Source organism: Halorubrum ejinorense (genome assembly GCF_055389685.1).
In genome coordinates this window covers 2,357,965-2,376,857 of record NZ_AP043777.1, presented here as the reverse complement: position 1 = coordinate 2,376,857, position 18,893 = coordinate 2,357,965, and the positions used below count along the sequence as shown (strand labels likewise).

At 69.6% G+C, this 18,893-nt stretch carries 17 protein-coding genes; 8 read left to right on the top strand and 9 right to left on the bottom strand.

Going from position 1 to position 18,893, the window contains the following annotated elements; translation table 11 throughout:
* The first annotated feature begins 45 nt into the window (after positions 1-45).
* On the top strand, positions 46-1,044 hold the full coding sequence (locus tag ACZ5KW_RS13235) for a glycosyltransferase family protein (protein WP_371153037.1): 999 nt from the start codon (positions 46-48) through the stop codon (positions 1,042-1,044).
* On the opposite strand, the gene ACZ5KW_RS13230 is transcribed toward ACZ5KW_RS13235, so the two are convergent.
* On the bottom strand, positions 1,045-1,350 hold the full coding sequence (locus ACZ5KW_RS13230) for a serine O-acetyltransferase (RefSeq protein WP_343778260.1): 306 nt from the start codon (positions 1,348-1,350) through the stop codon (positions 1,045-1,047).
* A gap of 391 nt (positions 1,351-1,741) precedes the next feature.
* Here ACZ5KW_RS13230 and aglM point away from each other — a divergent pair, with 391 nt between their 5' ends.
* Entirely contained in the window at positions 1,742-3,052 is a 1,311-nt protein-coding gene (gene aglM / locus ACZ5KW_RS13225) for a UDP-glucose 6-dehydrogenase AglM (protein WP_343778184.1), read from the top strand.
* Between the two features lie 19 nt (positions 3,053-3,071).
* On the opposite strand, the gene glmS is transcribed toward aglM, so the two are convergent.
* A complete protein-coding gene (gene glmS / locus ACZ5KW_RS13220) occupies positions 3,072-4,964 on the bottom strand; it encodes a glutamine--fructose-6-phosphate transaminase (isomerizing) (protein ID WP_343778182.1) in 1,893 nt (630 codons plus the stop codon).
* Positions 4,965-4,966: 2 nt separating this feature from the next.
* A complete protein-coding gene (locus ACZ5KW_RS13215) occupies positions 4,967-6,142 on the bottom strand; it encodes a sugar phosphate nucleotidyltransferase (protein ID WP_343778180.1) in 1,176 nt (391 codons plus the stop codon).
* 92 nt (positions 6,143-6,234) lie between these two features.
* Between ACZ5KW_RS13215 and ACZ5KW_RS13210 the strand changes: the two genes are divergently transcribed.
* The 3 genes from ACZ5KW_RS13210 (at position 6,235) to ACZ5KW_RS13200 (ending at position 9,895) form a co-directional block, all read left to right on the top strand.
* Entirely contained in the window at positions 6,235-6,612 is a 378-nt protein-coding gene (locus ACZ5KW_RS13210) for a response regulator transcription factor (protein ID WP_343778178.1), read from the top strand.
* 176 nt (positions 6,613-6,788) lie between these two features.
* Entirely contained in the window at positions 6,789-7,883 is a 1,095-nt protein-coding gene (locus tag ACZ5KW_RS13205; protein WP_371153041.1) for a HEAT repeat domain-containing protein, read from the top strand.
* A complete protein-coding gene (locus ACZ5KW_RS13200; protein WP_343778174.1) occupies positions 7,880-9,895 on the top strand; it encodes a glycosyltransferase family 2 protein in 2,016 nt (671 codons plus the stop codon). Before ACZ5KW_RS13205 ends, ACZ5KW_RS13200 begins: the two co-directional genes overlap by 4 nt.
* 11 nt (positions 9,896-9,906) lie before the next feature.
* Here ACZ5KW_RS13200 and ACZ5KW_RS13195 read toward each other — a convergent pair whose 3' ends face one another.
* Positions 9,907-11,070, bottom strand: a complete 1,164-nt coding sequence (locus ACZ5KW_RS13195) for a sensor histidine kinase (RefSeq protein ID WP_343778172.1) — start codon at positions 11,068-11,070, stop codon at positions 9,907-9,909.
* A 151-nt stretch (positions 11,071-11,221) separates the two neighbouring features.
* On the opposite strand from ACZ5KW_RS13195, the gene ACZ5KW_RS13190 reads away from it, so the two are divergent.
* Positions 11,222-13,438, top strand: a complete 2,217-nt coding sequence (locus ACZ5KW_RS13190) for a hypothetical protein (RefSeq protein WP_343778259.1) — start codon at positions 11,222-11,224, stop codon at positions 13,436-13,438.
* Positions 13,439-13,461: 23 nt separating this feature from the next.
* Here the strand turns inward: ACZ5KW_RS13190 and glmU are convergent, their stop codons facing one another.
* Both glmU and glmM read right to left on the bottom strand, forming a co-directional pair.
* Positions 13,462-14,670: a bifunctional sugar-1-phosphate nucleotidylyltransferase/acetyltransferase gene (gene glmU, locus ACZ5KW_RS13185; RefSeq protein WP_343778170.1), complete on the bottom strand. Its 1,209-nt coding sequence runs from the start codon at positions 14,668-14,670 to the stop codon at positions 13,462-13,464.
* 81 nt (positions 14,671-14,751) lie between these two features.
* The gene (glmM, locus tag ACZ5KW_RS13180) at positions 14,752-16,089 is read right to left on the bottom strand and encodes a phosphoglucosamine mutase (RefSeq protein ID WP_343778168.1); all 1,338 of its coding nucleotides are present in this window, start codon (positions 16,087-16,089) and stop codon (positions 14,752-14,754) included.
* Positions 16,090-16,289: 200 nt separating this feature from the next.
* Between glmM and ACZ5KW_RS13175 the strand changes: the two genes are divergently transcribed.
* Positions 16,290-16,934 (top strand): ribonuclease HI family protein, encoded by a 645-nt coding sequence (locus ACZ5KW_RS13175; protein WP_343778166.1) that lies wholly within the window; start codon positions 16,290-16,292, stop codon positions 16,932-16,934.
* A 61-nt stretch (positions 16,935-16,995) separates the two neighbouring features.
* Here ACZ5KW_RS13175 and ACZ5KW_RS13170 read toward each other — a convergent pair whose 3' ends face one another.
* Entirely contained in the window at positions 16,996-17,358 is a 363-nt protein-coding gene (locus ACZ5KW_RS13170; RefSeq protein WP_343778164.1) for a hypothetical protein, read from the bottom strand.
* Positions 17,359-17,472: 114 nt separating this feature from the next.
* Here ACZ5KW_RS13170 and ACZ5KW_RS13165 point away from each other — a divergent pair, with 114 nt between their 5' ends.
* A complete protein-coding gene (locus ACZ5KW_RS13165) occupies positions 17,473-18,408 on the top strand; it encodes an NAD-dependent epimerase/dehydratase family protein (RefSeq protein ID WP_343778162.1) in 936 nt (311 codons plus the stop codon).
* Here the strand turns inward: ACZ5KW_RS13165 and ACZ5KW_RS13160 are convergent.
* Both ACZ5KW_RS13160 and ACZ5KW_RS13155 read right to left on the bottom strand, forming a co-directional pair.
* Positions 18,405-18,614, bottom strand: a complete 210-nt coding sequence (locus tag ACZ5KW_RS13160) for a hypothetical protein (RefSeq protein WP_343778161.1) — start codon at positions 18,612-18,614, stop codon at positions 18,405-18,407. The two genes, ACZ5KW_RS13165 and ACZ5KW_RS13160, sit on opposite strands and share 4 nt — an antisense overlap.
* A complete protein-coding gene (locus ACZ5KW_RS13155; protein WP_343778160.1) occupies positions 18,607-18,870 on the bottom strand; it encodes a hypothetical protein in 264 nt (87 codons plus the stop codon). Before ACZ5KW_RS13155 ends, ACZ5KW_RS13160 begins: the two co-directional genes overlap by 8 nt.
* Positions 18,871-18,893: the final 23 nt, after the last annotated feature.

Sequence of the window (18,893 nt, the reverse complement as noted above, 5' to 3'; positions counted from 1 at the left end):
GAGATCGCTGATTCAAACCCGCTAGGTCCAACCCACTGAAGTATAATGGATGTACTTTGGCTCCGCCCCGATACCGGCGACAACGTGAGCGTTAGACGCGAGCGAATCTCCGAACACCTCGCCGAGATGGACGTTGACGTAACGCTTGTTGATGCGACCGGAACCAGCGCATTTCCCGCCACTTATGCGGCTATCACCGGCGATTACGACGTAATTGTCGGAACGGTACGGATGGGACTGTACGTCGGGTATCCACTCTCCATCGCACTTCGGAAGCCCTTCGTCGGAGATGTTACGGATCCGCTATCGCAGATACGGGACCTTCCACGGGCTCTATTCAGCATGTTGGAGCGGTATGAGTGGTTCGTTCTCCGACGATCGGACAAATCGGTGTTCGTCTACGAATCATCTTATCAAGAGGCGATCGATCGAGGGGTTTCAGATCCGGTTCGACTCCCGAACGCCGTGGATTACGACCGTTTCGCGGAGCCAGCGGAGTGGGCGGTGAACGAAAGTAGAACCATCCTTGAGGAGCATGGAATCGATCCCGACAGCCGGATCGCCATCTACACCGGTAGCATGGTCGAACGATATCATCTTGGGGAAATTGGTGAGGCGTCGGAACGGCTCCCTGATTGGGAGTTCGTTTTCATCGGCAAAGATCGGGGCGCGGACATCAACAGTATCGTATCGAACAGATCCAACGCCCACTTCCTCGGCTCGTTCGATTACGATTTAGTTCCGGGATTCTTGGCGCACGCTGATCTCGGTCTGTGCCTCATCGACGCTGAGCAACCACTGAAGCTCAAGGAGTACACGGCCGCAGGAATTTCAACTCTTGTTATTCCCGCGATGAAGCAGTGGTACGACTACGATAACCTAATATTCACAGAACCGAAACCAGAAACGATTGCGTCCGAAATTGACAAGATCGGGGGGAACTCTCCTGCGGCTCACAGAGCGATGATAAACGAAAACGAGTTGGAGAGCTGGCACGATATCTCGCGGTCGTATCTTAAGCTGTTCGAGAGTGTGTTGAAATGATTACTGAGATTGATCTATCTCGGTAGCCGGCGAACCAACTACGGTTGTATCGGGGCAAACATCGTTAAGAACCACTGAATTCGCACCAATTCTGGCATCTTCTCCGACCGAAACATCACCTAAGACTGTCGAACCAGTACCGATGACCACGCCGTCACCTACTTTTGGATACCCTGCGGACCTTTCAGGAATGGGGCGCCCCAGCGTTACGTGCTGTTGAATACGGACGTTCGCTCCGACTTTGGCCTCGTGTCCGATAACGATTCCAATTGGGTGTGGTATCTCTGTACTCTTGGGAAGGACCATAGAGATATCGCACGAAGTGACGATTCGGTGTTCTCGGAAACGAATCGCGTTGTACAAGTTTATGATATTTATTCCTACCAGATGTCGTAGTACTAAGTGAAGGGAAAAGAGTAGTCCCTCGGATCTTAACCGGCTAACAAATCGGTCTGTAAGACTCATTTAATAGGCATCTTGTCTTTCAGAATAAATATTTATTGACGCCCTGAGAGGCGGTGTTCAGATGGGAAGAGAAACAAGGAAAATATCAGATACACACGCTATCGGCGCACAGTATACTAGCCTATACTGTTCAGATCGTCTGAACATCTCTTTGCTATGAGTGCGCCTGTCGGAGGAGTTTGTTCTCCCGATCCAACGTTTCTTGTCGGAGATTCTCGAAAGGGCACCCAGAATGAATCTCTCTATCATCGGCAGCGGTTACGTCGGCACGACGGTCGCCGCCTGCTTCGCGGACCTCGGCCACGACGTCGTCAACATCGACATCGACGAGTCCGTCGTCGAAACGATCAACGCCGGCGACGCGCCGATTCACGAGGAGGGCCTCTCGGAGCTCATCGCCGAGCACGCCGGTCCGAACGGCAGCGGCCGGCTCCGGGCGACAACCGACTACGCGGCCGTCCGCGACACCGAGGTGACGTTCCTCTGTCTCCCGACCCCGCAGAACGACGACGGCAGCATCGACCTGTCGATCATGGAGGCCGGCGCGAGCCAACTGGGGGAGACGCTCGCCGACGCGCCCGGCTGGCACACCGTCGTCGTCAAGAGCACGGTCGTCCCCGGCTCGACGGCAGACACGATCACGCCGATCTTAGAACGGGAGAGCGGCAAGACCGCCGGGGAGGACTTCGGCGTCGGGATGAACCCGGAATTTCTCCGAGAAGGGACGGCGGTCCACGACTTCCTGAGTCCGGACAAGGTCGTCCTCGGCGCGGACGACGACCGCGCGCTGGAGGACATGCGCGCGGTGTTCGACCCGCTCGTCCAGGCGGCCGACGCGCCGGTCGTCGAGACCGACACGCGCACCGCCGAGATGATCAAGTACGCCAACAACGGCTTCCTCGCGGCGAAGGTCAGCCTCATCAACGACCTCGGAAACATCTGTAAGGAGCTCGGCGTCGACGCCTACGAGGTCGCCGACGCGATCGGGCTCGACGACCGGATCAGCGCACAGTTCCTCCAGAGCGGCGTGGGGTGGGGAGGCTCATGTTTTCCGAAAGACACCCGCGCAATTATCTCGGCGGCGGAGGCGACCGGCTACGAGCCGGCCGTACTCAACGCCGCGGTCGAGGTCAACGACCGCCAGCCGGCGCGGCTGGTCGCTCTGCTAGCCGAACATCTCGAGGGCGAGTTCGAGGGCGCCGAGATCGCCGTCCTCGGCCTCGCGTTCAAGCCCGGGACCGACGACATGCGGAACTCCCGCGCGATTCCGGTGATCGACGACCTCCAAGAACGCGGCGCGACGGTCACCGCCTACGACCCGGTCGCGGCCGACAACGCCCCGAACTACGTCGACGACGTGACGTACGCCGACTCGGCCGCGGGGGCGCTCGACGGCGCCGACGGCGCGGTCGTCGTCACCGACTGGGACGAGTTCGCCGCGCTCGACGCGGAGTTCGACGCGATGGCGACCCCGATCGTCGTCGACGGGCGACGTGTCATCGAGCGACGCGACGGGATTACGTACGAAGGGCTGACCTGGTAGGACCGAAGCGGAGGGCAGACTACTCGACCGTCACGCTCTTCGCGAGGTTCCGCGGCTTGTCGATCGACCGGCCCTTGTCGTTCGCCACGTGGTACGCGAACAGCTGGAGGTAGACGTTCGCGACGAGCGGCTCGACGAGTCCCACGTCCGGAACCGGGAGCGACACGTCCAGCGTGGCGTACTCCTCGCCCGCGGAGACGCAGCCGATGGCGGGCGCGCCGCGCGTCTGCGCCTCGGTGACGTTGTTCATCGTCTCGTCGGCGCGCGACCCGTCGGTCAAGACGGCTAACACCGGCGTGTCGGGCGTCACCAGCGCGAGCGGGCCGTGTTTCAGCTCGCCGGCGGCGAACCCCTCGGCGTGGTCGTAGGAGATCTCCTTGAGCTTCAACGCGCCCTCCAGCGCCACCGGCACGCCGAGCTGCCGCCCGACGAAGAAGAACGCCTCGCTGTCGCCGTACTCGGTCGCGGCCTCCCGCACCGTCGGTTCTGCGTCGAGCACCTGCTGGACCGCGCCAGGGAGGTCGCGGAGCCCCTCTAACACGGGCCGCGCGTCGGCCGCGGCCAGTGCGCCGCGCTCGCGGCCGATCGCCACCGCGAGCATCGTCAGCGTCGCCACCTGCGAGGCGAACGTCTTCGTCGCCGCGACGCCGATCTCGGGGCCGGCGCGGATGAACGCGGTGTCGTCCACCTCGCGCGTGACGGTGCTCCCGAGCGTGTTCGTCACGGCGAACGTCCGTGCGCCGGCGGCGTTCGCGCGGCGAACCGCGCCGAGCGTGTCGGCGGTCTCGCCGCTCTGTGTCACCGCCACCACGAGCGTCCGGTCCGGACTGCGGCCGGCGCCGAACTCGTACTCGCTGGCGATCTCGACGGTCGCGCGTACCCCTGAGAGTTCCTCGAACAGCTGCGCGGCGTATCGCCCCGCGTAGTTGGAGGTACCGCAGGCGACGATCTGGATCTCCTCCAGATCGGCGAGAAAGCCCGGCGGGAACGAGACGTCGAGGTCGACGTCGCCGCCGTCGACGTCGAGCCGCCCCGCGATGGTCTGGCGGAGCGACTCGGGCTGCTCGTGGATCTCCTTGCGCATGTAGTGGTCGTAGCCGCCCTTCTCGGCGGCGTCGGCCTCCCAGGTGACCGTCTCGACGCCGCGGTCGACCGACTCGCCGTCGGCGTAGACCTCGACCCCGTCGGCTGACAGGGCCGCCACGTCGCCGTCCTCGAGGTAGGTCACGTCGCGGGTGTGTTCGAGGAACGCCGTCACGTCGCTGGCGACGAACGTCGCGTCGTCGCCGCGGCCCAACACGAGCGGGCTCCCGCGGCGCGCGACGACAATTTCGTCCTCCCCTTCGCGGACCGCACAGATCGCGTAGCTCCCCTCCAAGCGGTCCTCGACGGCCCGGACCGCGTCGAGGAGGGTCGTTTCAGAATCCGCGTCGAGTTCCTCCTCGATCAGGTGCGGGATGACCTCGGTGTCGGTGTCGCTCGTGAACTCGTGGTCGGCCAGATCCCGTTTGAGCGCCTCGTGGTTCTCGACGATCCCGTTGTGGACGACCGCGACCTCGCCGACGCAGTCGGTGTGCGGGTGGGCGTTCGCGTCCGTCGGCGGCCCGTGCGTGCTCCAGCGCGTGTGGCCGACCCCGAGCGACGCGTCGGGCACGTCGGGCACGGTGAGGTTGTTGACCTCGCCCGACCGCTTCGCGACGGTGAGCCCGCTCGCCTCGCCGACGAGCGCGACGCCCGCCGAGTCGTAGCCGCGGTACTCCAAGTTGCGGAGCCCCTCGTGGACGATGTCGCCCACGCCGGCGAACCCGCCGTCGCCCGCGGCGCCGCCCTCGTCGCCGTCCGGTACGCTGCCGTCGCTATCTCCGTCGTCCAGTGCGATCCCGTCGCCGACGTAGCCGGTGATGCCGCACATGATTACCCCCTCCGCACGACCGCGCCCGATTCGACGCGGTCGTCGATCACGACCCCCGCGTCGGCCGTCACGTCGTCGCCGACGACCGCGCCGTCGGTGAGCGTCGCGCCGGCGCCCACGGTCGCGTTGTCCCCGACCACGCCGGCGAGTTCGACGCCGTGATGGACCGCGTCGCCGACGACGACCGTCGCCGGCTCGCCGGCGATCGTCGCGTTGGGGCCGACCCGCGCGTTACCGGCGACGACCGCGTCCCGGACCACGGCCCCCGCGCCGATCACGGCGTCGGGGAAGACCACCGCGTTCTCGACGACCGCGCCCGCCTCGACCGTCGCGTTGCTGCCGATCGCGGTGCTGCCGCCGAGCGTGACGTTCGGCCCGACGCGCACGTTGCCCGCGAGCGCCACGTCGTCGGCGACGCTCACCGAGTCGCCGAGGCTCGCGCCCGCGGACTCGGGCGTCGAGGCCTCCTCGACCAGCCCCGCGTTGACGGCCAGCAGGTCCCAGAGGTTCGACACGTCGAGCCAGCGCCCGTCGTAGCGGACCGCCGACAGCCGCTCGCGCCCGGCGAGGTCGTTGAGCGTCGCCGTGATCGCCAGCTCGCCGGTCGCGTGCGTCTCGCGGATCGCGTCGAACACGTCGGTCGAGAACCCGTAGACGCCGGCGTTGATCCGATTGGTCTCGACCGGGCCTTCCGGCTTCTCGTCGATGGCCGTCACGCGGTCGCCGTCGAGGGTGACGACGCCGTACTCTCGGGGACTCGCCGCGGTCGTGACCGCCATCGCGGGGAGGTCGCCGTCGCGTGCCCTGTCGCGCATCTGCGAGACGATCGAGGGGTCGACGATCCGGTCGCCGTTGAGCACGACGAAGGGGCCGTCGACGACCGGCTCGGCCTGGAGGACGGCGTGGCCGGTGCCGAGCTGGGTGGTCTGTTCGACGTACTCGATCGTGACGCCCCAGTCGTCGCCGTCGCCGAAGTGGTTCCGGATGCGCTCCTGTTCGTAGCCGACGACGAGGACGATCCGGTCGACGTCGGTCGCCGTCACGGCCTCGACGACGTGTTCCAGCAGGGGTCGGTTCGCCACGGGGACCATCGGCTTCGGGCGTCGGTTCGTCAGCGGCGCTAACCGTCGTCCCTCACCCGCGGCGAGGATCACCGCGGTCACGGAGTCGGTAGCCATACCGTACACCTCGCCCGTCCGGGTGTTAAATCGTTCGCGCGACGGCGGGCCGTTGGAGAAGAGTCAAGTAGAGCAGCGTGTCTATACTTTATGTGTCGAAATCGGCCGTCATCGCTGACGACGACGAGACGATCCGGTCGATCCTCCAGTACAAGCTGTCGAACGCGGGCTACGACCTGACGGTGTGTCACGACGGCGAGGAGTGTCGGCAGGCGCTGGACGGCGGCGTCACGCCCGACGTCGTCGTCCTCGACGTGATGATGCCCCGAATGAAGGGAACCCAGGTGCTGCGGACGATCCGACGCGGCGAGCTCGCCGTCGACCCCGACGTGCCCGTCGTGATGCTCACCTCGCGCGGTCAGGAGGCCGACGTGTTAGAGGGGCTCGACTCCGGCGCCGACGAGTACCTCACGAAGCCGTTCAGCCCGAACGAGCTGCTGGCCCGCATCGACCGACTGGTCGGGAGGTAAGCGTGCTGTTCGCGGCCCCGACCACGGCGTCGTCCGTCTACGGCCCCCTCGCTGGCTCGCAGTCGCGGGTGCTCGCGTTCGGCGTCGTCGTGCTCGGTTCGCTGCTGGTCGCGGCGGCGGTCGTCACGATCGGCTACTCGGTCGTGGCCGCCCGTCGAAGCCGGCGCCGGGAGCCGATGCGGGCCGCGCTGCGGTCCGAACTGCTCGACCGGCTCTACGGGCGCGACGACCCGGCGTGGGACGCGTGGGTCGCCGGCCTCTCGGCGACCGAGCAGGCGGTGCTGGAGTCGCTTCTCGACGTGTACCTCCGCGAACTCGACGGCCGCGACGCCGAGTCGTTGGCCGGGCTCGGGCGGGCGCTCGGCATCGGAGAGCGGTCGCGCCGCCACATCGCCGACGGCGACTACTGGGACCGTATTCACGCCTTAGTCTGGCTCGCGCTGCTCCGTGACGCCCCTGACCGCGACCTGCTCAGGGCGCACTGTACCGAGACGGCGCGCGAGCGCGCCGCGGCCGCCAAGGTGCTGTACGCCGCCGGGGCGGACGACTGCGCGGCGACCGGCGTGGACCTCCTGCTCCGCGACGACCCCGACTCGTTCTCGGTGTTCGGCGTGGACACCCTCTACCGCGTCGCCGAGGGCGATCCGAGCCCGTTCTTCGAGCGGGCGGCCGCCGACTTCGCGGCGTGGCCGCCTGCGCTCCAGCGACAGGCGCTGCTCGTCGTCCGCCACCTCACCACCGTGATCGGCGACGCCGACCTCTCGTGGGTCGTCGCGGCGCTGTCGAGCTCGGAGCCGAGCGTACGCGGGGCCGCGTGGCGGGCGCTTGGCGCCTACGGGTGGAACCCCCGGGTTCGCGACGCGGTCGACCTCGGCGCGATTCCCGACGAGCCGGCGCCGGCGGTCCGCGCCGACGCCTACCGGGCGCTCGGGGTGTGGGGCGATGCGACTGCGCTCGCGGCGATCGACGCCGCCGGAAGGGCCGACCCGGCGCCGCGCTCCCGAGTCGCCGCGGCCGCAACGCTGATCGCCCAGCGGGGCCCGGACGCAACGCCCGCGCCGCGCGAATCGCCACGGCCCGGCGGCGAGGCGACGTACGCTTCGACGGCTACCGGCGCCGAGCCGTCCGCGACCGGGCCCGAGCCGCCCGCTCCCGACGCGGCTCCGTTCGATGTCGCGTGGATATGGGCGGCCGAACACGCCCGCTTCGACCGGCTTGCGCGCGACATCTCCCGGGACCGCGAGCGCCTCTACGACGAGGTGCGCGGATGACGACCTTGGAGAGCATCGGGACGACGCTCGTCGTCGGGTCGGGCGTGTTCATCGTCACGTACTACCTGCTGATCAACGTCGGCTACCTGCTGATCCACGTGCTCGCGCTGTTCCAACTCCGCGACAGCGTCCGCGAGTCGGAGTGGAAGCCCTCGTTCCGCGCGTTCGACAGCCCGTTTTACCCGGGCGTCGCGATGGTCGTGCCGGCGTACAACGAGGCGGCCAACATCGTCGAGAGCGTGCGCTCGATGCTCGCGCTCAACTACCCCGACCAAGAGATCGTCGTCGTCAACGACGGCTCGTCGGACGCCACCCTCGACCGGCTCAAGGAGGCGTTCGGGCTGCGGCCCGTCGACGCCGAGGTCCCGTACGACGTGCCCTCGGAGCCGATCCGCGGTGTGTACCGCTCGGCGACCCACGAGAACCTGTTGGTCGTCGACAAGGAGAACGGCGGCAAAAGCGACGCGCTCAACGCCGGCGTCTGGCTCACCGACCAGGAGCTGTTCTGCGCGGTCGACGCCGACACCGTGATCGACCGCGACGCGCTGCTCGACGTCGTCTCGCCGTTCCTCGAGGAGCCCTCGCGGACGGTCGCCAGCGGCGGCACCATCCGAGTGGCCAACAACTGCGTCGTTCAGGACGGCCAGGTGAAAGAAACCAACCTCCCGAAGACCGGACTCGCCGGGGTCCAGGTGATGGAGTACTTGCGGGCCTTCTACTCCGGGCGGCTCGGGCTCGCCCGGCTCAAGGGGCTGATCCTCATCTCCGGCGCGTTCGGCGTGTTCCGGACGGACCGCGTGCGCGAGATCGGCGGCTACCGCCACGACACGATCACGGAGGACTTCGACGTGGTCGTCCGCCTCCACGAACACCTCTCGGACAACGACGTCGACTACCGGATCGAGTTCGTCCCCGAGCCAGTCGCGTGGACGGAGGTGCCGGAGTCGCTCCGGTCGCTGGGCCGTCAGCGGCGCCGCTGGTACCGCGGGATGTTAGAGACGGTCGTCGCCAGCCGCGGGCTCTTCTTCCGCCGCCGCTACGGTCGCGTCGGGACGGTCGTCCTCCCCTTCTTCACCGCCGCGGAGGCGATCGGCCCGCTCATCGAGGGGTTCGGCTACGTGCTGCTCCCGCTCGGCTGGTATCTCGGCATCCTCAACGTCGAGTTCTTCCTCACCTTCCTGCTGCTCACCGTCGGCGCGGGCGTGTTCCTCTCGTGGTTCGGCGTGTTCAGCGAGGTGTGGAGCTACAACCGCTACGAGTCGCCGTGGGACGCAGCCCGGCTGCTCTGGTACGGCGTCTTGGAGAATTTCGGCTACCGTCAGTGGAAGACGGTCGTCGCCTGGCACGGCCTGATCGAGTTCCTCCGCGGCGAGCAGTCGTGGGGCGTGATGGAGCGGAGGGGCTTCGGCGGTGAGGAGGCCGGCGGCGCGGCGGCCGGAACCGTCGCGGGAGCCGCCGCTGCCGGTGGCGTCGCGGCGGCCGACAGCGGCGAGCCCGCGGCAGTGAACGACGATGTCGCGGACGGCGACGCCGGAGACGAGACCGCGACCGCGGAGCCGACGCCCGCCTCGGACGACGGCGAGTCCGTCTGGGCGACCCGGCTTGCCGACGAGTCCGGTACCGACGGGCTCCGGTGGCTCGACCGCATCGCGAGCGACGGTCATCCCGGCGCGTTCGCGTCCGTCGTGGACCTGACCGTCGGCGTCGGCGAGGGCGGGTTCGTCTGGACCTCCGACTTCTCGGCCGGCGACGGTGGGTTCGTCTGGACGACCGACCCGACGCTCGGTGCGGGTGAGGGCGGCTACGTCCTCGCGGTCGACGACGCCGGGAGCGTGCGGCTCGCCGCGACGACGGACTTCTCCGAGGGCCTCGGCGACGGCGGCTTCGTCTGGACGACCGACCCGGCGCTCGGCGCGGGCGACGGCGGCTTCGTGTGGGTTCGCGACGCCGCGGTCGGCGCCGGCGACGAGGGGTTCGTCTGGGTGGTCGACGCGGTCGACGTGCGCGAGTAGTCCGCGACCGATCAGCCCGCGGTCAGGCCCTCGTGAACCGGCTCCGCGGTGTTGAGGTTGGTCACGGCGAAGCGCGTCCCGCCGCCGTCGCTGTCGACGGCGAGGTCCCAGCCGTGCCCCGAGACCACGCGCTGGACGACCAACAGCCCGAGCCCGAACGACCTGATGTTCTCCGCGTCGGCCGCGGTGAGCGCGCGTTCGACGTCCGCGGGGAGCCCCGGGCCGTCGTCGCTGACGGTGAAGCCGTCGTCGTCGCCGGTGACCGTCACCGCGACGTCCGGCCCGCCGTGTTCGACGCAGTTGCGAAACAGATTCTCGAGAAGCCGCCGGAGCCGCATCTCGTCGGCGCTGACGGTCGTGCCGGCGGCGACCTCGACCGACAGCGTCGCGTTTCGCGTCCGCACCGAGTCCCACGCGTCGCGGACGACCCCTTCGAGGTCGACCCGCGTCCGCTCGCCGACGTCCGTTCCCTCCTTCGCCAACATGAGACACTCGGCGATCATCGTCTCCATGCGGTCGAGCGCGCCCCGGACGCGGTCGAGGAACTCGGCCGCCTGGCCGCTGACGTGATCCTGTGCGAGCTCGGTGAACCCGATCGCGCCCGCGAGCGGGTTCCGGAGGTCGTGAGCGACGATGCCCGCGAACTCGTCGAGGCGCTCGTTCTGCTCCCGCAGCTCCGCGTAGTGTTTCTGCCGTTCCAGCTCGGAGCTCACCCACTCGGCGAGGACGGAAATGAAGTCTCGCTCGCGATCGGAGATCGGGTCCGAGCGCGGCTCCTCGTCGGAGAAACACAGGGTTCCGTACGTCTCGCCGTCGACCTCTACCGCGGCGCCCACGTAACAGTGAAGCCCCGTCGTGTCGAGCGCGTCGTCGCCGCGGTAGGACGTCTTCCGGGCGTCGGCGAACCCGAGCGTCCGCCCGCCGTCGACCACGTGGCGGCACCACGTGCCCTCGAGGTCGACCGACCCGCCCTTCGCGTACGGGCCGCTCTCGATGTTGGTCTCGACGACCTCGTACCGGCCCCCGCCCGTGTACGAGAGGACGCCGTTGTCGACGCCGAGGTACTCACGGCCGACGTCGAGCGCCTTCCGGATTCGCTCTTCGGTCGTGAGGTCGGCCGCGGTAAGCTGTAGCAGGCTCCTGAACGGATCCCGGCGTATCGTGTTGGATGACATGCTGAGTAAGCGGTCCTTACCGACGCTACGGGGCGGGATTTGATAAAAGCGCGAGTTCCGCCCGCCCGTCGCTCAGTCCGGCAGGTAGGCTTAACATTCGCCACCCGTACTGACGTGTGTGCGCAGACGCCGGTTTCTCGGTCGCGTCGGGGTGGCGGGAGCGGTCGGGACCGCCGGCTGCGGCTTCCGCGGCGACGCCGACGCGTCGGAGGGCGACGGTTCCGGCGCGGGCAAGGGCCCCTCCCGCCGGTTTCGTGTCGGCGACGACGGCTTCGAGGTCGCAGTCGACGGCGGGCCCTTCGGGCCCGTGTCCGTCCGCGGCGTGAACCTCGGGATGGCGAAGCCCGGGCGGTTCCCCGGAGAAGCGGCGATCACCCGTGCGGAGTACGACCGCTGGCTCGAGATGATGGGCGAGCTGAACGTCAACGTCGTCCGCGTGTACACCGTCCATCCCCCGGCGTTCTACCGGGCGCTCGCCGCGTACAACCGCTCGCACGCCGACCCCGTCTACGTCCTCCACGGGAACTGGATCGGCGAGGAGACGCTCCGGGAGGCCGGCGACGCGACGTCGCTGTCGGCCTCGTTCGACCGCTCGATGCGGCAGGTCGTCGACGCCGTCCACGGCGCGACGACGGTCGAGCCCGAGCCGGGGTACGCGAGCGGCACCTACGACGTCGACGTGAGCGACGCCGTCCTCGGCTACGTCGCCGGCATCGAGTGGCCGCCCGCGGTCGTCCGCGAGACGAACCGAGTGAACGAGGCGACCGGCTACGACGGCGAGTTCGTCACCGCGCCCGACGGGTCCCCGTTCGAGGCGTGGCTTGCCGCCCGCCTCGACGCCGCGGTCGCGTACGAGGACCGCGCGTACGGCGCGCGTCGCCCCGCGGCGTTCACGAACTGGGTGACGACCGACCCGCTCGAACACCCGTACGAGCCGTTCGTCAACGAGGACGCCGTCTCCGTCGACCCCGACGCGCTCGCCGCGACGGACGCGTACGACGCCGGGACGTTCGCCGCCTACCACGTCTACCCGTACTACCCGCCGCTGCTGAACGAGACGCCCGCGTACGCCGACTACGTCGACCACCGCGGCGAGCCGAACAGCTACGCGGGCTACCTGAACGACCTCGTCGGCGCCACCGACCACCCGCTGCTCGTCGCGGAGTTCGGCGTCCCCTCCTCGCGCGGGATCGCCCAGCGAGACGTCCACGGCCGCGATCAGGGACGCCTCACCGAGAGCGAACAGGGCGAGATACTCGCCGCGATGTACGCGGACATCCGCGAGGCCGGGACCGCCGGCGGGGTCGTGTTCAGCTGGCACGACGAGTGGTTCAAGCGGACGTGGAACCTCGCGCCCTTCTCGGACCCGAACCGCCGGCCGTTCTGGTCGAACGTCCAGACGCCGGAACAGCGGTTCGGGCTGCTCGCCTTCGACCCGGCCGACGCCGTCCCGCTCGACGGCTCGCTCGAGGCGTGGGCGGACGCGACGGCCGCGACGCCGGAGCGCGAGCCCGTCCGGATCGATGACGGCGCCGACGCGGCGCGCGAACTGACGGCGGTCCGCGTCGCGAGCGACGCGGCGTACCTCAACGTGCGGCTCGAGCTCGCGGGACTCGACGGGGGGCCGGACTGGGACGCGACCAACTACCTCATCGCGCTCGGGACCACCGACACCGGCGCGCGGGCGCTCCCGTACGGGGCGGACGCGACGGCGCCCGCCGACTTCGTCGTCCGGCTCGGCGGCCCCGACGCCTCCCGGATGACGGTCTACCCCCGCTACGACGCCTTCGCGTACGAGTACGGGGCCGAAGCCGGCCTCGACCTCGACCGGTACCGGGACCCCGATCCCGGCGATTTCACGCCGCTGCGGCTGGTTATCAACCGCGGCTACACCGTCCCGGTGACCGACGAGCGCGTCCCCTTCCGGTCCGTGGAGACGGGGCGGCTGCGCTACGGGAACGGCAACCCGGAGTCGCCCGAGTACGACTCGTTGGCGGACGTTCACGTCGCCCCGTCGGCCGACGCGATCGAGCTCCGGCTCCCGTGGCAACTGCTCAACGTCGCCGACCCAAGCCGGCGGCGACGCCTCGGAGACCTCTGGACCGACGGGCTCGACGCCTACGAGACGTTCGAGTCGATCGACGTCGCCGCGGCCTCGTACGTCCCCGCCGGCGCCGACGGGACGGCGCGGCCGCTCGACGCCGACACGAACCTCACGCACGCGGCCCCGGGCGTCGCGGACGGCACCTTACGCTCCGTCTCGTTCGCGCCGCCGACGTGGGACCGCCCGGCGTACACCGAGCGGCTCAAGGAGTCGGCCACCGCGGTCGGCGACGTCTTCGGTCGGTACGCGCGGAGAGGGGAGTGAGCCGGCCTCGCGTCGACCCGGCGCTACTCCGACTGGCGGTCGCGCGTCAGCGCCTCGCCGGGCCCGGTCGTCTCGCCGGCGCCCAGCACGACGCCCGCGTTCAGCGCGGTGTTGATCCCCGTCTTCGCGCCGTCGCCGACGATCGCGCCCAGCTTCCGTCGGCCGGTGTCGACGCGGTCTCCCTTGACCGTCATCCGGACGTTCTCGCCGTCGTGACGGAGGTTCGCGACGTTCGTCCCCGCGCCGAAGTTGACCCCGCGGCCCAGCACCGAGTCGCCGACGTACGAGAGGTGCCCGACCGAGGCGTCGGCCATCAGCACCGAGTTCTTCACCTCGACCGAGTGGCCGACGTGGGCACCGGGCCCCACCACGGTCGCGCCGCGGACGTAGGCGTTCGGTCCCACGTCGGCGCCCTCGCGGATCAGCGCCGGCCCCTCGACGTAGGCGCCCGAGCGGACCCGCGCGCCGTCCTCGACGACGACGGGGCCGTGGAGGTGGACGTCCTCCTCGACGGTGCCGGAAATCGCGCGCTCGTCTTCGAGTTCGGCGAGCGCCAGCTCGTTCGCTTCGAGGAGCTCCCACGGGCGACCCACGTCGAGCCACGCGCCGTCGTACGCCGCCACGTCGATCCGACGGCCGTCGCCGAGCAGGAGATCGATCGTCGTCGTGATCTCGTACTCGCCGCGCTCGCTTTCGGGCGTGCGTTCGATGTAGTCGAACACCTCCGGCTCGAACGCGTAACAGCCGACGTTCGCGAGGGTCGTCGGCGGGTCCTCGGGCTTCTCGACGATCCCCGCGAGCGACCCGTCCTCGGCGGTCGAGAGCACGCCGTACGCCCGCGGGTCCGGAACCTCGGTGGCGGCGATCGCCGGAGCGCCCGCGTCGGAGAGGGCCCGGGGGAGCGACGCGTCCACGACCACGTCGCCGTTGAGCACGAGGAAGTCGTCGTCGACGACCTGCTCGGCCTGCGCCACGGCGTGGGCGGTCCCGAGCGCCTCCGCCTGCTCAACGTAGTGGACCGGTCGGCCGCGGTACGACTCGCCGACGCCGTCGCGGATCGCCTCGCCGCGATACCCCGTCACGACGACGAACTCGTCGACGACGTCGCGGGCGGTGTCGAACACTCGTTCGAGCAGCGAGCGGTCCCCGACCGGGAGGAGCGGTTTCGGACGGCGGTCAGTCAGCGGTCGCATCCGAGTCCCTCGGCCGGCCGCGAGCACGACTCCGTACATGTACGCGCCCGACGCGGGGGGACGGTTTATGGGCTGCGGTCGGTCTTCCCGCCCCCCACCGGACGCCGCTGTTCCGTCTCGTCACGCGCCCTCGGCGGCGCGGTCGACGAGGCCTCGCGCGGTCTCGAAGAGCGCGTCGGCGTCGTCCGCCTCGCGCGCTTCGGCCGTGATCCGCACCAGGGGCTCGGTCCCGCTCGCGCGGACGAGGAACCACCCGGTCTCCGTCTCCACGCGGATCCCGTCGAGCGTCGAGACGTCGTCGTACTCCTCGTCGGCGACCTCGCCGACGCGCTCGACGATCGCCGACTTGGCGTCCGTCCGCACCGAGTCGCGGCGGATCGGATACTCGGGGAGGTCGTCGACGAGCGCGGCGAGCGGGCCCTCGGCGCCGACGAGCGCGGTGAGAATACACGCCGCGAGCGGGCCGTCGGGGCACGGCGTCCGGTCGGGCCAGATCCACGCGCCGCTCGGCTCGCCGCCGAAGACGACGCCCGGCTGCTCCGCTTCCGCGGCGACGTACGCGTCGCCGACGGGCGTGTACGTCACCTCCGCGTCGACCGCCGCGAGCGCGTCGGCCACGAGGAGGCTCGTGTCGACCGGGACCGCCACGCGGTCGTCCGCGCCGGCCTCGCGCCGCGCGAACAGCGCCAGCAGCGCGTCGCCGCCGACGAACCGGCCGCGCTCGTCGATGGCCATCAGCCGGTCGGCGTCGCCGTCGTGGACGAGGCCGAGGTCCGCGTCGGTCGCCGCCACGACCTCGCAGGCGGTCTCGCAGTTCGCCGCGGTCGGCTCGCTCGGACGGCCGGGGAACCGCCCGTCTCGCTGGCCGTTGAGCGTCTCCACGTCGCAGCCGGCCGCGTGGAGCGCGTCGGCCGTGACGCGGCCGACCCCGTTTCCGAGGTCGACGACGACCGAGAGGTCGTCGGGCAGGGAGACGCTCTCGCGGAGGGCGCGCTCGTGGAGCCGTCGGGCGTCGCCACCAGCGACCACGTCCCGGGCTTCGACCGCACCGATCGCGTCGGCCGCCGCGAGGTCGAACGACTCCGCCTCGACGATTTCGGCGATCCGATCGTTGCCCGCGTCGTCGAACGCGCGCCCCGACTCGGTCCAGAGCTTGATCCCGTTATCGGGCGCCGGATTGTGCGACGCGGTGACGACCACTCCAGCGTCCGCCTCCTCGCGGACGACCGCGCGGGCGACCGTGGGCGTCGCCTCGACGCCGACGTCGACGACGTCGGTCCCGCACTCGGTGAGCCCCGCGGTGAGCGCACGCACGAGCATCGCGCCGCTGTCGCGTGCGTCGCGGCCGATCACGACGGTCTCCGCGCCGTCGGTCGCGAGCGCGCGCCCCACGTCGAGCGCGAGGGCGGCCGTGATCTCGTCGCCGACCGGGCCGCGGACGCCGCTTGTCCCGAACATATCCCGCCGTTCGCCGGCCATCGAAAAGACGGTTCTGGCTGGGCGGCGGCGGACGACGTCACCGTCGCCGTCGACGACCCGGCCGCGTTCTCTCCACCGCCCTCTCGCGGCGCCGCTCACCGCCGTCGTCTTTTTCTGCCTGCTGGCCCTGTCGAGAGTGATGAACCGGCACGAAAATCGACGCTCGCCAGAGGCGTAGCGTGGACCGACTTCCCACGGGCACGCTCTCCCCGCTCGCCACTCGCGTCGACGAGGTCCTCGCGCGGTACGACTACGAGATCGGCCCCGCGATAGCGGCCATCGACGGTGCCGTCCCGGGGTACGGGGGACTGTTCGACCCGGAGACCACCGACGGGGAGATCCGAAGCGCCGCCGAGGACGTGCTCGCCGGCGACCCGCCGGCCCCGCCCGAGCGCCGGACGACTCCGACCGACGACGCCGTGGTCCTCTACGTCGACGGGAGTTCGCGGGGGAACCCCGGACCGGCCGGCGCGGGCGCGGTGCTCGAAGTCGCCGACGGACCGACCGTCCGTCTCGGTCGACCGGTCGGCGCGCGCTCCGAGAACAACACCGCGGAGTACGCGGCCCTCCATCTCGGCCTCGAAGCGCTGGCGGCGCGGTGTGAGCCGGCGACCGTCGAGGTTCGCATCGACTCGCGGACGGTCATCGACGACGTCTGGGGGGACGCGGAGGGGCTCGCCGCGGCGGCTCCCTACAAGCCCGGAATCCGCGACCGGCTCGCGGCGCTTCCGGCCTGCGAGTGGACCCACCTCGCCGACAGCGACCCGAACCCGGCGGACGCCCGCGCCGCCGTCGGCGCGGACATCGCCGCGCTCGGGCCGTGACCGGTCCGAGAGTTCGGAGCGCGACGGGGGCGATCGAGGCCACGCCTCCGGAGCGGCCGCGTCAGAGCCGGTCGAGCGCCTCGTCGAGGTCGAACTGCTCCGTCGTGTCCTCGAACGCCTCGTCCCGTCCGCTCGTCGCGTCGGGCGTGGCGTCCCCGTCCGACGAGTCCGACGACGGCCGCACCCGAACGAGCTCGTCGTCGACCGACTCCTTCGTTACCGTCGCCGCGAAGCGTTCGCGCTCGGAGGCCGGCCCCTCGAACGGCTCGACGCGCTCGACCCCGTCGACGCCGCACGCCACCGCGAGACAGACGGCCTCACGGAGCCGGTCGACGCTCCCCCATCCCGACGGCGGGACGCGCGGGAGGTCCCGCTCGCGGACGCGCCACGTCTCGATCACCAGTTCCGCGTCACGGGGCGACATTTCGTACGCTTCGTAGCGGGACCGCGAGCAAATGGCTTTCGTCGGGCCGTCCGCTGTCCCCGCCGAGCCGACGCGACCGAAGCGCTAAACACCCGCCTCGGAGAAGGCGTATCCATGCAGGACAAACGCGTCCTCGTCACGGGCGGCGCGGGCTTCATCGGCTCGAACCTCGCGAACCGCCTCGCGGCCGACAACGACGTGATCGCGGTCGACGACACCTACCTCGGCACCCCGGAGAACCTCGACGACTCGGTCGAGTTCGTCGAGGCCTCGGTCGTCGACGGCGACTTCCCCGCCGACGTCGACGTCGTCTTCCACCTCGCCGCGCTCTCCTCGCGGAACATGCACGAGTCAGACCCCCAGCGCGGCTGCCGCGTCAACGTCGAGGGGTTCGTCAACACCGTCGAGCGCGCCCGGCAGCACGGCTGTGACACCGTCGTCTACGCCTCGACCTCATCGATTTACGGGAGCCGAACCGAGCCCTCGCCGGTCGACATGGACGTCGAGGCCCGCACCGCCTACGAGGCGTCGAAGCTCGCGCGCGAGCGCTACGCCGAGTACTACGCGAACCACCACGAGATGAACGTGGCCGGACTCCGCTTCTTCTCCGTGTACCAGGGCTTCGGCGGCAACGAGGAACACAAAGGCGAGTACGCGAACACGGTCGCGCAGTTCGCCGACGCCATCGCGTCGGGCGAGGCGCCCGAACTCTTCGGCGACGGGTCGCAGACGCGCGACTTCACGCACGTCTCCGACGTGGCCCGCGCCTGCGAGCTCGCCGCCGACCACGAGCTGACGGGCGTGTACAACGTCGGCACCCAGGAGGCGTACACGTTCAACGAGATGGTCGGGCTGATCAACGACGCGCTCGGCACGGACGTCGACCCCGAGTACATCGAGTGCCCCTTCGACGGCTACGTCCACGACACGATGGCGGACTACTCGAAATTCCACGAGGCCACCGGCTGGGAGCCGGAAGTCAGCTTCGAGGAGGGGGTCGAACTGGTCTGTGCGCCGTACGTCGCCGACGGCGCCGAGACGGCGCGTTAGTGCCCTTCGACCGCGCTGCCGGCCGCGATGATGAAGCCGATGATCGCGGTGATCAGCGCGACGGTCCCGATCGCCACGGCGCCGATTCGGAACGTGTCGCCGGACAGCCGGTTCGCGATGAGGAACAGGAACACCGTCGTCACGAACCCGATCAGGACGAGCGTTCGCCCGAGTCGGCCGCCGTCGATCCCCGGCTCGCTAGACACGATCTAACAGCTCTTTGAGAACGCCCTGGTAGTCGTCTTCGGTGGCGGCGTTGCCGAGCGAGTGGATCGACTGCGAGATCCACAGCCCGGCGGTGAAGTTGATGAACGCCGCCATCGAAATGGTGCCTATCTGTCCTTCGACGAACAGTCCCGAGACGACGGCCCCGACGAACCCCAGCGCCATGAGGCTGTGCGTGACGAGCGAGCGGGTGCCGAAGTCGGCGAGCTGTAATGACAACCGGGTGCCAACGGCCATGGTGCGAGTAACGGCTGGCGAGG

Coding starts and splice junctions, on each gene's coding strand:
- ACZ5KW_RS13235 (WP_371153037.1), top strand. CDS start 46: ATGGATGTACTTTGGCTCCGCCCCGATACCGGCGACAACGTGAGCGTT.
- aglM (WP_343778184.1), top strand. CDS start 1,742: ATGAATCTCTCTATCATCGGCAGCGGTTACGTCGGCACGACGGTCGCC.
- ACZ5KW_RS13230 (WP_343778260.1), bottom strand. CDS start 1,350: ATGGTCCTTCCCAAGAGTACAGAGATACCACACCCAATTGGAATCGTT.
- glmU (WP_343778170.1), bottom strand. CDS start 14,670: ATGTACGGAGTCGTGCTCGCGGCCGGCCGAGGGACTCGGATGCGACCG.
- ACZ5KW_RS13215 (WP_343778180.1), bottom strand. CDS start 6,142: ATGGCTACCGACTCCGTGACCGCGGTGATCCTCGCCGCGGGTGAGGGA.
- ACZ5KW_RS13195 (WP_343778172.1), bottom strand. CDS start 11,070: ATGTCATCCAACACGATACGCCGGGATCCGTTCAGGAGCCTGCTACAG.
- glmS (WP_343778182.1), bottom strand. CDS start 4,964: ATGTGCGGCATCACCGGCTACGTCGGCGACGGGATCGCACTGGACGAC.
- ACZ5KW_RS13155 (WP_343778160.1), bottom strand. CDS start 18,870: ATGGCCGTTGGCACCCGGTTGTCATTACAGCTCGCCGACTTCGGCACC.
- ACZ5KW_RS13205 (WP_371153041.1), top strand. CDS start 6,789: ATGCGGGCCGCGCTGCGGTCCGAACTGCTCGACCGGCTCTACGGGCGC.
- ACZ5KW_RS13200 (WP_343778174.1), top strand. CDS start 7,880: ATGACGACCTTGGAGAGCATCGGGACGACGCTCGTCGTCGGGTCGGGC.
- glmM (WP_343778168.1), bottom strand. CDS start 16,089: ATGTTCGGGACAAGCGGCGTCCGCGGCCCGGTCGGCGACGAGATCACG.
- ACZ5KW_RS13165 (WP_343778162.1), top strand. CDS start 17,473: ATGCAGGACAAACGCGTCCTCGTCACGGGCGGCGCGGGCTTCATCGGC.
- ACZ5KW_RS13170 (WP_343778164.1), bottom strand. CDS start 17,358: ATGTCGCCCCGTGACGCGGAACTGGTGATCGAGACGTGGCGCGTCCGC.